At 35.1% G+C, this 14833-nt stretch carries 15 protein-coding genes and 1 tRNA gene; 5 read left to right on the top strand and 11 right to left on the bottom strand.

All coding sequences use genetic code 11. The features are described from left to right. Positions 1-39: 39 nt before the first annotated feature. From DQN24_RS04580 to DQN24_RS04560, 5 genes are read right to left on the bottom strand one after another with little or no spacing between them, the layout of a single operon-like run. Positions 40-816, bottom strand: a complete 777-nt coding sequence (locus DQN24_RS04580) for a TIGR01619 family protein (RefSeq protein WP_021035522.1) — start codon at positions 814-816, stop codon at positions 40-42. A 9-nt stretch (positions 817-825) separates the two neighbouring features. After that, the gene (xthA, locus tag DQN24_RS04575; RefSeq protein ID WP_021035523.1) at positions 826-1629 is read right to left on the bottom strand and encodes an exodeoxyribonuclease III; all 804 of its coding nucleotides are present in this window, start codon (positions 1627-1629) and stop codon (positions 826-828) included. A 47-nt stretch (positions 1630-1676) separates the two neighbouring features. Then, positions 1677-2351, bottom strand: coding sequence for a TIGR01621 family pseudouridine synthase (locus DQN24_RS04570; RefSeq protein WP_021035524.1), 675 nt, complete (start codon positions 2349-2351; stop codon positions 1677-1679). Then, on the bottom strand, positions 2351-3415 hold the full coding sequence (locus DQN24_RS04565) for a YcjF family protein (RefSeq protein WP_021035525.1): 1065 nt from the start codon (positions 3413-3415) through the stop codon (positions 2351-2353). Before DQN24_RS04565 ends, DQN24_RS04570 begins: the two co-directional genes overlap by 1 nt. A gap of 59 nt (positions 3416-3474) precedes the next feature. Then, positions 3475-4137, bottom strand: coding sequence for a Bax inhibitor-1/YccA family membrane protein (locus DQN24_RS04560; RefSeq protein ID WP_005649826.1), 663 nt, complete (start codon positions 4135-4137; stop codon positions 3475-3477). A gap of 180 nt (positions 4138-4317) precedes the next feature. Between DQN24_RS04560 and DQN24_RS04555 the strand changes: the two genes are divergently transcribed. Beyond that, a tRNA-Ser gene (locus tag DQN24_RS04555) sits at positions 4318-4407 on the top strand. 57 nt (positions 4408-4464) lie between these two features. On the opposite strand, the gene DQN24_RS04550 is transcribed toward DQN24_RS04555, so the two are convergent. Then, complete coding sequence (locus tag DQN24_RS04550) at positions 4465-5019, bottom strand: YtfJ family protein (protein ID WP_021035526.1); 555 nt, start codon at positions 5017-5019, stop codon at positions 4465-4467. A 102-nt stretch (positions 5020-5121) separates the two neighbouring features. On the opposite strand from DQN24_RS04550, the gene DQN24_RS04545 reads away from it, so the two are divergent. Continuing rightward, positions 5122-5448 (top strand): zinc ribbon domain-containing protein YjdM, encoded by a 327-nt coding sequence (locus DQN24_RS04545; RefSeq protein ID WP_111695450.1) that lies wholly within the window; start codon positions 5122-5124, stop codon positions 5446-5448. Positions 5449-5501: 53 nt separating this feature from the next. Here the strand turns inward: DQN24_RS04545 and DQN24_RS04540 are convergent, their stop codons facing one another. From DQN24_RS04540 to DQN24_RS04520, 5 genes are read right to left on the bottom strand one after another with little or no spacing between them, the layout of a single operon-like run. After that, positions 5502-6140: a bifunctional 4-hydroxy-2-oxoglutarate aldolase/2-dehydro-3-deoxy-phosphogluconate aldolase gene (locus DQN24_RS04540; RefSeq protein ID WP_021035528.1), complete on the bottom strand. Its 639-nt coding sequence runs from the start codon at positions 6138-6140 to the stop codon at positions 5502-5504. 8 nt (positions 6141-6148) lie between these two features. Continuing rightward, complete coding sequence (uxaC, locus tag DQN24_RS04535) at positions 6149-7552, bottom strand: glucuronate isomerase (protein ID WP_050845949.1); 1404 nt, start codon at positions 7550-7552, stop codon at positions 6149-6151. 9 nt (positions 7553-7561) lie between these two features. Further along, positions 7562-8407, bottom strand: a complete 846-nt coding sequence (locus tag DQN24_RS04530; RefSeq protein WP_021035530.1) for an SDR family oxidoreductase — start codon at positions 8405-8407, stop codon at positions 7562-7564. 11 nt (positions 8408-8418) lie between these two features. Further along, entirely contained in the window at positions 8419-9363 is a 945-nt protein-coding gene (locus tag DQN24_RS04525) for a sugar kinase (protein WP_021035531.1), read from the bottom strand. Positions 9364-9415: 52 nt separating this feature from the next. Beyond that, a complete protein-coding gene (locus DQN24_RS04520) occupies positions 9416-10408 on the bottom strand; it encodes a TRAP transporter substrate-binding protein (RefSeq protein ID WP_005652579.1) in 993 nt (330 codons plus the stop codon). 209 nt (positions 10409-10617) lie between these two features. Here DQN24_RS04520 and DQN24_RS04515 point away from each other — a divergent pair, with 209 nt between their 5' ends. From DQN24_RS04515 to DQN24_RS04505, 3 genes are read left to right on the top strand one after another with little or no spacing between them, the layout of a single operon-like run. Continuing rightward, on the top strand, positions 10618-11136 hold the full coding sequence (locus DQN24_RS04515) for a TRAP transporter small permease (RefSeq protein WP_041175366.1): 519 nt from the start codon (positions 10618-10620) through the stop codon (positions 11134-11136). Between the two features lies 1 nt (position 11137). Further along, positions 11138-12439 carry a TRAP transporter large permease gene (locus DQN24_RS04510; RefSeq protein WP_021035533.1) on the top strand — a complete coding sequence of 434 codons (1302 nt, stop codon included), beginning with the start codon at positions 11138-11140 and terminating at the stop codon, positions 12437-12439. Between the two features lie 21 nt (positions 12440-12460). Then, on the top strand, positions 12461-14833 hold the full coding sequence (locus DQN24_RS04505; protein ID WP_110431088.1) for a TIM-barrel domain-containing protein: 2373 nt from the start codon (positions 12461-12463) through the stop codon (positions 14831-14833).

Below are 14833 nucleotides of genomic sequence, written 5' to 3'. Positions count from 1 at the left end.
ATATCTCTCTTTTTTATGACTTACGAGTATCTCAAACAACTAATTCAACTGCTTGTTCGCATCCATTAAAGAATCACATTCCCAACCGATATACTCTCCCAAAAATTGTTCAGCCAATTTTTCAAAACGTTCTACTTGTTCAAAAATTTCGCTATTTTCTAATGAAATTTCTTGCTCTAATTTTACTAAGAAATAAGGTTCTTCATCTTCATTAAACTGAATCGCTTGTGCAGAATATTGTAATGTCGTGAAAGAATAATCCCCTAAACTCAGTTCATCCATAAAAGGGAACATTTTCTGCTCTTCATCAAAATGAAAACTATGCTCTACTAAATAGGTATCACTTAAATTACGACCTTTACTTTTTAATAAATCAAGCAATTCTTCCGTTGCATTTAACTTAATCTCTAATGGAGAAGCGAGCAAAAAGTCAAAATAAGTATCCCAAATTAAATCCTTTTGAACATTAATATCTTTAACAAAATCAATTTGTTGTAAAGTTTCTACAATAAGATTTTCGTGCTTACAATAAAAATGTATTTTTATTTGAGAATTACAAATAAAATGCCCCGCAAAAAATACATTTGGAAGTGCGGTGAGTTGTGTCAAAATTTTAAATACACGGTTAATTAACTTATCGTATTCAACTTCTGAGGGTAAACCCGTTTCATCATCAGCCTGATAATCAATAGTAAACTGCACTATTTTATCGAGACCTTTACCGTGATATTTTTCAACATCTTCAATATTTGCGGTAAACACGGCAGGCATACCGTTCACGGTAGAACGATAATTCTGCCAATTTGCCATATCCATTTCGCTTTCCTATTTAAATTCAGCCCAAATCGGTGCGTGATCAGACGGTTTTTCCATTGCTCGAATATCTAATGCAATACCCACATCGACACAGCGTTCAGCCAATTTTTGGCTTACTAAAATATGATCAATTCGTAAACCTCGATTATCATCAAAACCTTTAGAACGGTAATCAAACCACGAGAATTTATCATTTGCTGTTGGATTTAGCTTACGGAAACTATCTTCTAATCCGTAATCATACAAACGTTGATACCACGCTCGTTCTTCCGGTAAGAAAGAACATTTACCTGTGCGTAACCAACGTTTACGATTTTCATCGCCGATACCAATATCTAAATCACTTGGGCTAATATTCATATCGCCCATAATTAAAATCGGATTAGATTTGTTGTGTTCTTTTTCTAAATACTGTTGAAGATCCGCATAAAATTTCTCTTTAGCTGGAAATTTAGTCTCGTGCGTACGACTTTCCCCTTGAGGAAAATAGCCATTAATGACCGTCAATAAACCAAATTCAGTTTCCAAATCAGCCATAATAATGCGTTTTTGCGCATCTTCATTGTCTGTTGGAAAACCGCGACGAACCGCTTTAGGTTCTTGTTTAGTCAATAATGCCACACCATAATGACCTTTCTGTCCGTGATGAAATACGTGATAACCTAATTTTTCTGTAATTTCATAAGGAAAAGCCTCATCAGCAACTTTAATTTCCTGCAAGCCGATAACATCTGGCTGATATTTTTCAATAATGGCTTCAAGTTGATGTGGTCGAGCACGTAACCCATTTATATTAAAAGAGATAAATTTCATTTTTGTTCCTATTAAAGAGTAAAATTATCTTTATTATACAGAGATTTCTATTTTGATAAAAACGGCTTTGTCAGATAAACCTGAATTTGCTCAAATACTGTAGGCTTAAGCCAAAATTGACCTTGAATAGGAAAACAAGTGACCGAAATAAAATCCTTCAAATAATCAAATTCCAATTGAACCGAATGCAAATAAGTGCGGTCAATTTTTTCAGTATTTTTACCATAAAGCCCATCGCCTAAAATCGGGCTACCTAAACTTTTCATGGCAACACGTAATTGATGTGTTTTACCCGTTTGAGGTTTTAAAATAAATAAACGTAAATTAGGTTCACAATTTACACTTTCAAAACGCGTAATCGCTGGATTTTCTTTAGTTTGACAAAGTTTCCATGCACCGTCTCGGGCTTTCTTCATATCCCCGACGATCAATCCTTGTTTCTTTTTAGGCTTTTGGTTACTTAATGCCAAATACGTTTTATGAATTTTATGTTCAGAAAAAAGTCGAGAAAATTCAGCCGCACTTTCAGCATTCAGTGCCAAAATTAATAGCCCCGAAGTCACTTTATCCAAGCGATGAACTAACCATACTTTAGGCACATTCAGTTGTTTTGCAACAAATTCTGTTAAGCCTTGCTCTTCTTGATCTTTATGAACGCTAATACCCTCAGGCTTGTTGATAATAATAAAATCGCTATGTTGATAAACAACCTCGATTTCCATCAGATTTGCTCCTTTTTGTAAATTTTGTTTTTACCGAGAACAATATCTTTTACCGAACTAAGTAATTCCTGTTGAATATGTGACAGTTTTGGTTTTTCGTTTAATTGAAATGCTAATGGGCGACAAAGCTCCATCGCTTTCACGCCTAATCTAGCTGTGAGTAATCCCACACCGATTCCTTGAGCGATACGCGCAGACAATTTTGCTGTCACATCTTGAGAAAGCCACTCCATTCCAATATCTTGTGCCACTTCGGTTGCCCCAGCAAAAGCGATATTGACCAATACCATTCTTAACAATCGAATACGTGAAAAATACCCTAATTCAATCCCATAAATTTCAGCAATTTTATTCATTAATCGAAGATTGCGCCACGCGATAAAAAACATATCCACTACAACAAGCGGACTAATCGCAACAATCACAGCTGATTCAGCGGCCATTTTACTAATCAATTTTTTAGCTTGTGCATCAAAAGAAGACAAAATATTACGACTGAATAAATAAGTAATTTCTTGCGCTGAATAAGCTTCATTTAATTGGTGTTGCCATTGAATTACCGTTGGAGAATCATTTTCCAAACCTAGAGATTTTGCGACCTCTAAACAAAGCACTTTACTTTTTTCTACGTTCTGAACAGAAAAAACATCGCTATTTTCTACCGCACTTTCTAACCAAATCTGCTGACTTTGTTGTTGCAATTGCTCACGTTTTTTTAAATAAACTAAACGTCTCCACTCACCGATAATCTCTTTAATCCCCAATAAAATGACAATTAAACTGACTAAAGCAAAAGCAAGATAAATCCATTGATGTTGTTGATAGCTATCCCAAATCCACTGCACGGATTGCGCAACCGTCGCCGTGCCAAATAAAAGTGCGGTAAATTTTAATACCGTTTTTCCAAAACTGGATTTTGGTTTCAATGCCTGTTCAAGCTGAGCATCAAGTAACTCTCCGTCTAACGCTTCATCTAACTTTGTTTCCACATTATGAAACTCTTGCTTAGGCTGATATTGTTCTTCCTCTACATTAACTGAATGTTCAAAAATTTGTTTTTCCATTGCCTATTCCAAAAAATAACCCCACTAAATAGTGGGGTCATAAAGTCAAAATTCAATCATTATTCATCACTTGAAAAGATAGAAAGTAATCTTAATAAACTCAAGAATAAATTGTAGATTGAAACATAGATGTTCACGGTTGCTCGAATGTAATTTGTTTCTCCACCGTGAATAATATTACTGGTTTCATACAAAATAGTCATTGTTGAGAACACAACAAATAATGCACTAATTGCGACTGATAACGCAGGAATTTGGAAGAAGAAACTTGCCACCATACCAAGCAACAACACAATAAATAATGCGAACATTGCGCTTGATAAGAATGACATATCTTTTTTCGTGGTCAATACATAAGCGGAACACGCGAAAAAGACGATAGCAGTTCCTGCGAATGCAAGCATAATCAAATCTTCCATTCCACGTGCCACATACATATTTAAAATTGGCCCGATGGTGTATCCCATAAATCCAGTGAAAGCAAAGGCAGCCAAAATACCAGCAGGGCGATCAGCTAATTTATTGGTTAAGAAAAGTAAGCCATAAAAGCCCACTAATAACACAATAATATTTGGATAGGGCAAGTTTAGGCTCATTGAAATAAACGCAACAACCGCTGAAAATGCCATTGTTAATCCCAATAAAAAATATGTGTTACGCAACACTTTATGTGTGCTGAGTAACGATTCTTTTTGAGCATCCACAATAAGACGTGATTGCATAAAAGCTCCTTGTAAAATAAATAAAAAGTCTTCAGTAAAGTAAGGGCTAAGGATAAAAAAGTCAATGCTATTAATGGAATTAATTTCATCAAAATGAATAAATTATCATCATCTAAAGTTAAATCATCAAATTTCTATTTACATCAATAAAATATTCATTATACTACGCCCATCAATCACGGAGGAATGGTCGAGTGGTTGAAGGCACCGGTCTTGAAAACCGGCGAGGGTTTACGCCCTCCTAGGGTTCGAATCCCTATTCCTCCGCCATCAGAATTAAAAAAATCCTTAAGTCGCAAAGCTTAGGGATTTTTACTTTGTATTACATTATTTAGTTAATCCATTCACGAGTGAAATAACAGTCTGAATATCACTATCAGACAATTTTCCTTCTTTCACAAATTTTACTTTCCCCGTTTTGTCTAACACAATAATTGCACTATCTTTAGGATTTAATCCCCAAGCATTTTTCACCGCACTTTTATCATCTAGCACAACTTGGCTATGTGGATTTTCTTGTTTGCCTTTTTGCGCACTATTTTTTACAAATATACCTGTACCAACAATCGCATCATCCGCATTAATAATGGTCGTTGTTTGGTATTTTGCAGGATTAAAATGAGATGCTTTTATCGCATCAATCATTGGCTGATTTTTCTCTTTTGCTGCCGTTCTACCCGCTAAATGATGCACAACACGCACTTTACCCGCTAATTCCGCAGAACCCCAAGGTTGAAATGTTATATCTTTTCCAGAAAGTACAATTTCACCATACTCACTCACTTTGACCGATGGTAAAGATTGCTCTAATTGCAAATTGTGCGCCCAAGTTGAACTACTAAACATCACACTACAAACTAAGGCAAGAATTTGTTTTTTCATACATTTCCCTCAAAATTGATCAAAAACTTTCACGCTTTGGCGAAAGACATCTTTTTTGCTATACTCGCACGCCTATTATATGTAATCAAAAAGGAAAACCCAATGGATCAAATGCCTAATTGCCCAAAATGTCAAAGTGAATACGTTTACCACGATTCAATTAATTTTGTTTGCCCTGATTGTGGTAATGAATGGGATAATAATGAAATTCAAGAATCAGATGACGATCAACTCATCGTAAAAGACAGCAATGGGAATTTGCTTGCAAATGGCGACGATGTACTTTTGATTAAAGATTTAAAATTAAAAGGTTCATCAGAAGTATTGAAAAAAGGTACAAAATTCAAAAACATCCGCTTAGTAAATGGCGATCATAACGTCGATTGCGGCAAAATCATGTTGAAATCTGAGTTTTTGAAAAAAGCTTAATCGAAAAAAATGCGATCTAAATAGACCGCACTTTGCACTTTAAAGACATAAATTTATTTAATAATATCAATCACTTCTCTGACTAATCGTCCAATTTCATCCCAATTTTTGGATTGAATCAATTTTTTCTCCACAAACCAAGAGCCTCCACAAGCAACAATATTAGGAATAGCGAGATAATCCCTTATGTTATGAAGCCCTATACCACCAGTCGGCATGATCTGTAACTGAGCATAAGGACCGAGCAATGCTTTAATCATTTTCACTCCGCCTGAAGCCTCTGCAGGGAAAAATTTTACCGCTGAAATTCCCATTTCTAATGCAGTTTCAATTGCCATAGGATTATTCACCCCTGGTGTTATTGGAAAATTCAAATCTTGACATAATTTCACAATTTTTGGATTTAACCCAGGAGTAACCACAAAATCTGCTCCGCTACTTTTAGCTAAAACTACTTGTTCCGCAGTTAAAACTGTGCCCGCAGCAATCAAAAAATCGGGTCGATAAGTACGCAGTAAATGAATTGCATCTGCCGCTGCTTCAGAGCGAAAAGTAATCTCTGCCACAGGTAAACCATTTTTAGCCAACGTATCTGCTAGCGGCAAAATATCTTCTGCATTATCCAACGCAATTACAGGCACAATTTTGAGTTCACGAAGTTTTTCAATAATTTGTTGAGTTGTGTATGACATAATTTTCCCTATTTAAAATAATTTTTTGCATTGTTGAAACAAATATCTTCAATCATTTTACCCAGTAATGAAATGTCATTTGGAGCTTCACCTTTTTCAACCCATCCACCAATCATTTCACATAAAATACGGCGGAAATACTCATGGCGAGTGTAAGATAAAAAACTACGTGAATCAGTTAGCATTCCAACAAATTGACTGAGTAACCCTAATTGAGAAAGCTGTTGTAACTGACGTTCCATTCCGTCTTTTTGATCATTAAACCACCATCCAGAACCAAACTGTATTTTGCCTGCAATACCATCGCCTTGAAAGTTTCCGATCATACTAGCGATCATTTCATTATCTCGAGGATTTAAGCAATACAAAATAGTTTTAGGAAGTTGATTTTCCCTATCCATTGTATCTAACAAACGAGAGAGGGGCTCAGCATAACTTCGATCACCAATGGAATCAAAGCCACTATCTGCACCAAGTAAAGCAAACATTCGACTATTATTGTTACGTATTGCACCAATATGCATCTGCATTACCCAATTACGTTTACAATATTCTGAAGCTAACCAGACTAAAACTGCAGTACTAAATTGAGCAATTTCTTCTTCCAAGAGCGGTTGATTTTGCAAACGTTTTTGTAAAATACTATTCAATACTGATTCATCTGGAATAGCTGAAAAACGGACAATTTCCATACCATGATCAGCAGATTTACAACCTTGAGCATCAAAATATTCGAGACGTTTTAACAACGCTTTTTGTAAATCTGCAAACGTATAAATATCTACATCTGCAATTTCACTTAACTGTACAAGGTAATCATTAAATTGCGGTAATTCAATTTTAAATACTTTATCAGATCGCCAACTTGGTACAACATCAATATCAAAACTTTCATCATTCTTGATTGCTTGATGATATTGCAAAGAATCAATGGGATCATCTGTTGTCCCCACTAATTTCACGTTCATTTTCTGCATAATGCCTCGCGCAGAAAATTCAGGTTGTTGCAACATTTCATTACATTGATGCCAAATTTTTTCCGCATTTTGCGGATTGAATAACATATTGGTTATACCAAAAGGACGGCGTAATTCTAAATGTGTCCAGTGATAAATTGGATTACCAATACAAAGGGGGACTGTTTTCGCCCAAGCCAAATATTTTTGATAGTTAGTAGCCTTCCCTGTAATCAATTCTTCTGGTATTCCAGCTGTACGCAAAGCTCGCCATTTGTAATGATCACCCTCTAGCCAAATTTCAGATAAATCATTAAATTGACGATTTTCCGCCACTTCTCTTGGATTTAAATGACAGTGATAATCAAAAATAGGTTTATTTTTGGCATAATCATGATAGAGAATTTTTGCTGTATCTGTTGAAAGAAGAAAATCTTCATCCATAAATTGTTTCATTTAATCCCCCTATACTCCACTATACGCAGAAAAACCACCATCAACAGGCAAAACCACGCCATTGACAAAAGTAGAATAATTTTCATCTATTAAGAAAAGTAATGCGCCGAGCAATTCTTCTGGCTCACCAAAACGCCCCATTGGTGTATTAGTTAGAATTTTATTTGCTCTATCTGTTGGTTTTCCTTCAGTATCAAATAATAAAGTGCGGTTTTGATTACTAACTAAAAACCCTGGTGCGATAGCATTACAACGAATACCAACTTTTGAGAAATATACAGCAAGCCATTGAGTAAAATTACTGATTGCAGCTTTTGCACCAGAGTAAGCAGGTATCTTTGTAAGTGGTGTAACGGCATTCATACTAGAAATATTAATAATATTTGCCCCTTGTTTACCAAGCATATCTTTTGCAAAAACTTGAGTTGGTAATAATGAACCTAAATAATTGAGATTAAATACAAATTCTATACCAGATTTATCTAAATCAAAGAATGTTCTCGTCGTTTCATTTAAATCAAATTGATGGAACTCATTATCTGTTGTCGCTTTTGGATTGTTCCCACCAGCACCATTAATTAAAATATCACAAGTGCCAAAATCAATAGCTATTTGATCACGCACTTCTTTAATATTTTCAAGTTCTAACACATTAGTTTTATAAGCTTTTGCTTTTCCACCTGATTGGTTAATTTCTTTTGCTGCTTTGTCTGCTGCCTCGAAATTCAAATCTAACAAGGCAATATTAGCTTTAGTATACGCTAACTGCTTAGCTAGAAATGAACATAGCACTCCGCCAGCCCCCGTGATTATAATTAGTTTATTTTCTAAGTTATGGTTTGCTGCAATATTCATAGTAAACTCCATTAATTAAATTCAGATTGAAGATGAGACGTTGCGACTTTATCTATAATCGCACCTTTATATTGAATGATGATGCCAGCAATACGATTGCCTTGCTGACAACAAGTTTCGAGAGGTTTATTTCGTAAATAACCGTTCAGAAATCCAGCATTAAAAGAATCACCAGCAGAGGTTGTATCTACCACATTTAAAATAGGTTCAGTCATCACTTGCCCATATTGAGATAAATACCTATCTGAAAAAATAGCACCATTCTTACCGCACTTCACAATCACTTTTGGTATACCAATTTTATGTAATCGTTCTAAAGTATCCCTAGATGTTTTATCTTTCCATAATGCTTGTTCATCATCAAAAGTCACCAAAGCTATATTAACACTAGGTAAAAGCTGCAAATAACAATCTTGGGCTTCTTCTAATGAACCCCAAAGTGCAGGGCGATAATTACTATCAAAAACAATTTCTGCGCCTTTTTTAGCTAAAGAAGATAATTGCTCAATTAAAAAAGTGCGGTCATTTTTCGGTAAGATTGCTAATGAAATACCACTTAAATAAATCACATCAACTTGCTGAAGTTCTGCAATAACCTTAGCAAAATCCGGATGTTGAACCATATAATGTGCTGCAGATTGATTACGCCAATAAAGGAACGTGCGTTCGCCTTGAGCATCTAATTGGATTAGATAAAGACCTGGTTGATGCTGTTCATCCTGTAAAACCCAATTTGTTTGGATGCCATCAGCTTGCCAATATTTAAGCATTTGTTTACTTAAATTATCAGTTCCTAATGCAGAGACATAATGAACTTGAATCTCTTTTGATGAACTTACTCGACTAAGATAAGTTGCAGAATTTAAGGTATCACCACCATAACTTTGCCACATTTCCGCAAAGGGTTTCCCATTGAGTTCAATCATACACTCGCCGATAAATGCTATTTTTTTCATATTCGCCCCAAAGTAAAGGGTATGCGAAAGCGCCTACCCTTCTCAATGCAAATTATTTGGTTGCTAAACTATCAATACGTTCAATATATTCCTTAAGTAAAGGATTTGATTTAGCAGCATCATGCATATCCTTTGTTGCATCAATAAACGGTTTTTTATCAACTTCAACAAAAGTTACACCCAATTTATCTTTTGCTTCTTGAGTTGTTTCAGCAATCATTTTTTGCCATAAATCTTTATGATACATCATAGAATCATCAGCAGCTTTCTTGAGAGCCTGTTGTTGCTCTGGTGTTAATTTGTCCCAAGATTTTTGACCTATTACCAACACATCAGGAATCATTGTGTGTTCATCACGACTAAAGTATTTCGCTACTTCACCATGACGAGCTAATGTTAAAGCAGTTTCATTATTTTCCGCGCCATCGACTACTTTTTGTTGCAACGCTGTATAGAGTTCACCATAAGCTAATGGTGTTGGATTTGCGCCCATCAATTTAATCATTTCAACTGCGGTTGGGCTTGGTTGAACACGAATTTTCATACCTTTCAAATCTTCAGGAGATTGGATTGGTTTAGCAGAATAGAAACTACGTGCGCCACCATCATAATAAGTTAAACCAACGAACCCCTTTCCTTTTGATGAATCAAGGATTTTTTGCCCTACCGCAGGATCAAGTAAAACACGATAGTAATGGTTCACATCATGAAAAAGATACGGGATATTATATGCGCCATAAGAAGGCTCAAATGCTTCCAATTCACTCGCATTTGATTTTGCCATATCAAGTGAACCGGCTTGTAATAGTTCCATTGATTCACGCTGGCTACCTAATTGGCTATTTGGATAAATGCGGATCACTACTTCTCCATTAGTTAATTTTTTTACTTCATCTGCCATATATTGCATTGAAATATGAACAGGATGAGTTTTGTCATTGTTATGACTTAATTTTAATACGGTTTTAGCTGAAGCTGAGAAAGCAACACCAGCAGATAATGCTAGTGTTAAAGCGCAAGAAAGCATATGTTTTTTGATTTGCATAACGCATCTCCATAATAAGTAAATTAAAGACTAATCCTCTAACAGCTCGGATGTTATAAAGATAATAGACCAACAAATTTAATGCGGTCAATCCAATTATTTTAAATTGGTGATCCAGATCACATTTTTAAATAAAAAAACTTGTCAAAAATAAAAAAAACACACAAAATTGGTTCACCAACTTAAGTTAATAACATAAGGAACCTATGATGAATAAATTTATATCTATTATGAATTGGGCATTATCAACGATTTGTGTAGCTTTAAGTTCATTTCTAGTGTGTTGCGTAGTTTGGCAGGTGTTATCTCGTTATTTATTAAATACACCTAGCACTTATACAGATGAAATAGCTAGATTTCTCTTTATTTGGGTGGGCTTAATGGGCGCAGCTTATGCTCTTGGTCAAAAGAAACACCTAGCGATTGATCTTCTAGTCAGTAAATTCGAACACTCACCCAGCCTTCAACATCGATTACAACTTGTAATTAATTTAATCAGCGTAGCTTTTGCAACAATGATTATGTGCTATGGGGGAGGCAACTTGGTAATAGACACTGTAAACAATGGGCAAATATCACCTGTCTTAGGTATCCAAATGGGATTAGTTTACCTCGCAATTCCTTTAAGTGGTTGCTTTATGCTGATTTACCTTTTAAGAGATATTATAGATAACTTTCATCATTTGAATCTTAAATCATCACCGCTTTCAGATAATCAAGGAGAATAAAATGGAATGGTCCAATATTATTGTGCTTAGCTCAAGTTTCTTTGTCCTACTTTTTATTGGTGTACCAATTTCATTTTCAATTGGAATTGCCTCACTGCTTACTATTATGCTTTCTATTCCTTTTGATGCTGCTATTACTGTTATTTCGCAAAAAATGGCATCTGGATTAGATAGCTTTTCACTACTCGCCATTCCTTTTTTCATCTTAGCGGGCAATATTATGAATCGTGGCGGTATTGCTATGCGGTTAATTGAATTTGCTAAAGTCATCGGTGGTCACTTACCTGGATCTCTAGCACACGTGAACGTACTCGCAAATATGATGTTTGGTTCAATCTCAGGTTCAGCTGTAGCATCAGGAGCAGCAATGGGTGGGATTATGTCACCTTTACAAAAGAAAGAAGGATATGATCCTGCTTTTTCCGCTGCAGTAAATATTGCCTCTTGCCCAACTGGACTACTTATTCCGCCAAGTAATACCTTTATCGTTTATTCATTAATTTCTGGAGGAACATCTATTGGTGCATTATTCCTTGCAGGTTACATTCCAGGAATTTTGATGGGCTTATCAATCATGATTGTTGTTGCCATCATTGCGAAAAAAAGAAAATACCCAATATCACCAAAACCAACTCGCTCAGAAGCGATGAAAAAGACGCTTGATGCATTACCAAGCCTTGGTTTAATTATCGTTATAATGGGAGGTATCATTGGTGGCATCTTCACTGCAACAGAAGCTTCTGCGTTCGCTGTAATCTACACATTAATTCTTGCTGTCGTGTTCTATCGCGAAGTGACCATCAAAGAATTACCAAAGATCATTTTAGATTCGGTTGTTACAACTGCAATCGTGCTACTATTAATCGGTACATCAATGGGAATGTCATGGGCAATGGCAAATGCAGATATTCCTTACACTATTAGCGATGCATTATTAAACTTCTCAGATAACCCAATTATCATACTTCTAATCATCAACATCATTTTATTAGTTGTGGGTGTATTTATGGATATGACACCAGCATTGCTTATCTTCACACCAATTTTCTTACCTATTGTGACTGAATTAGGCATGGATCCTGTTCACTTCGGTATATTAATGGCTTTCAACCTTTCTATCGGTATCTGTACACCACCTGTTGGTAGCGCATTATTTATCGGATGTTCTGTTGGCGGAGTGAAAATTAATCAAGTTATTAAACCACTACTACCACTCTATGCAGTTTTAATCTTAACACTCTTATTAGTAGCTTACATTCCATCATTAAGCTTAGCGTTACCACAAATATTATTAGGTTATTAATTCACGCATTAGGAAAATAATATGAAAACGATTAAAAATTGGCAATTTGTAGAAAATCATAATCATCGCATTGATATTGCCTGCGATCACAGTTACCAAATGCATATTTTCGTGTTAGAAAATGATTTATTACGCGTGGCATTTACAAAGAATAAGGAATTTAAAGTTCCTCATACTTGGGCTATTACACCAAATCAATCAGATGTAGATTGGCAAGGTCGTGATAAATGGTCATTAAAAGGGTTTTCCTGCCCTGATTATGAAGTAAAGCAAACAGAAAAAACGCTTGAAATCTCAACCGCACTTTTAAAAGTAACAATTCATCAACCACTTTATCTAGAATGGGAATATAAACACGGTGATAAATGGAAACCATTATTTAAAGACCGGCAAACTGGTGCCTATTTAATGGGTATTTCAAATACTACCATTTCTCATTATTTACAACGAGATATTCAAGAACATTATTATGGACTCGGTGAAAAAACAGGAAATCTAAATCGCCATGGTCGTCGCTTTGAAATGCGTAATATTGATGCAATGGGCTATAATGCTGAACATACAGATCCTCTTTATAAACACATTCCATTCTATATTACGCATACTCCTGAAGTAAGTTATGGATTATATTACGATAACCTTTCACCTTGTTGGTTTACCTTAGGTAGTGAAATTGACAATTATCATTCTTACTATCGTAACTATAAAGCTGAGGATGGAGATCTAGATTACTACGTTATTCTAGGCCCCAAAATACTTAATGTAACAAAAAAATATTGTCGCCTTACGGGAGGTACTATTTTTGGTCCAAAATGGAGCTTAGGTTATAGTGGTTCAACTATGTACTATACCGATGCATCTGATGCCCAAGAACAACTAAAAAAATTTGTAAATTTATGTAATGAGCATGATATTCCTTGTGATTCATTCCAACTCTCTTCAGGTTATACCTCCATAAATGGGAAGCGTTATGTTTTCAACTGGAATTATGACAAAATTCCAACACCGAAAGAAATGACAAAATATTTTCAGAATGCAGGAATGAAGTTGGCTGCAAACATTAAACCATGTTTATTACTAGATCATCCACGTTATCAAGAAGTGGAAAAACTTGGATTATTTATTAAAGATTCTGAATCAAATAATCCTGAAAAATCTATGTTCTGGGATGATGAAGGCTCTCATTTAGATTTTACCAATATGGACACTGTAAATTGGTGGAAAAAGAATGTAAAACAACAATTGCTTGATTACGGCATCAATTCTACTTGGAATGATAATAATGAATTCGAAGTATGGGACAACTATGCAAAATGCCGTTATTTTGGTGAAAGTATGCCAATAAAATTATTGCGCCCATTACAACCATTATTAATGATGAGAGCTTCCTATGAGGCTCAATTAGAGTACGCACCAAATAAACGCCCTTATTTGATTTCACGTTCTGGCTCACCTGGAATGAACCGTTATGTACAAACTTGGTCTGGAGATAATCGTACCAGTTGGAACACATTGCGTTACAACATCAAAATGGGATTAGGTATGAGCCTTTCTGCACTTTATAACGTTGGACATGACGTAGGTGGATTCTCAGGTAATAAACCAGATCCTGAGTTATTTGTACGTTGGGTTCAAAATGGTGTCATGCATCCACGTTTCACTATTCATTCTTGGAATGATGATAAAACTGTTAATGAACCTTGGATGTATCCACAAATAATCAATATTATTCGTGATGCTATCCAATTACGTTATATATTAATGCCTTATTTATATAACACATTATGGAAAGCTCATCATGATAATGAACCAATACTACGACCAACATTCCTTGATCACGAACATGATAAAAATACTTTTGAAGAAAATGATGACTATCTTTTAGGTGAAGATTTACTCGTTGCTTCTGTTGTGGAACCTAATCAACGAAAACGTGAAGTCTATCTACCACAAAATTTCGTCGGTTGGTATGACTTTTACACACACAAATGGTTTAATGGCGGCGAAAGAATCATAGCTGATGCACCATTAGAAAAAATTCCTTTATTTTTAAAAGCTGGAAGCATTATTCCAATGGCAAAAAAAGGTCATAAAAATACGTTATCTGATAATTATAGACAATTATTAATTATGCCTTTTAATCAAGGAGAGAGGAATATTACTATATTTGATGATGACGGTGAAAGTTTCGATTATTTAAAAGGTAAATTTTTAAAATTTAATATTTATCTAAAATGCACTAGTCAAACAATTGAACTTGTTTTAGAAAAATCGGGTGATTATTTACCAAAATATAATGAAATTAGTTTCTACCTTCCTAATAAAGAAAATAGAAAATTAATTATTAATGGAAAAACGGTCACTCAAGGCTATAAATTGAGTTTATTAGATTAA

It is taken from the genome of Haemophilus influenzae, assembly GCF_900475755.1.
In the GTDB taxonomy this organism is placed as follows: Bacteria; Pseudomonadota; Gammaproteobacteria; order Enterobacterales; family Pasteurellaceae; genus Haemophilus; species Haemophilus influenzae_D.
The sequence above is the reverse complement of the archived record's forward strand: the minus strand, read 5'-3'. Positions and strand labels throughout refer to the sequence as shown.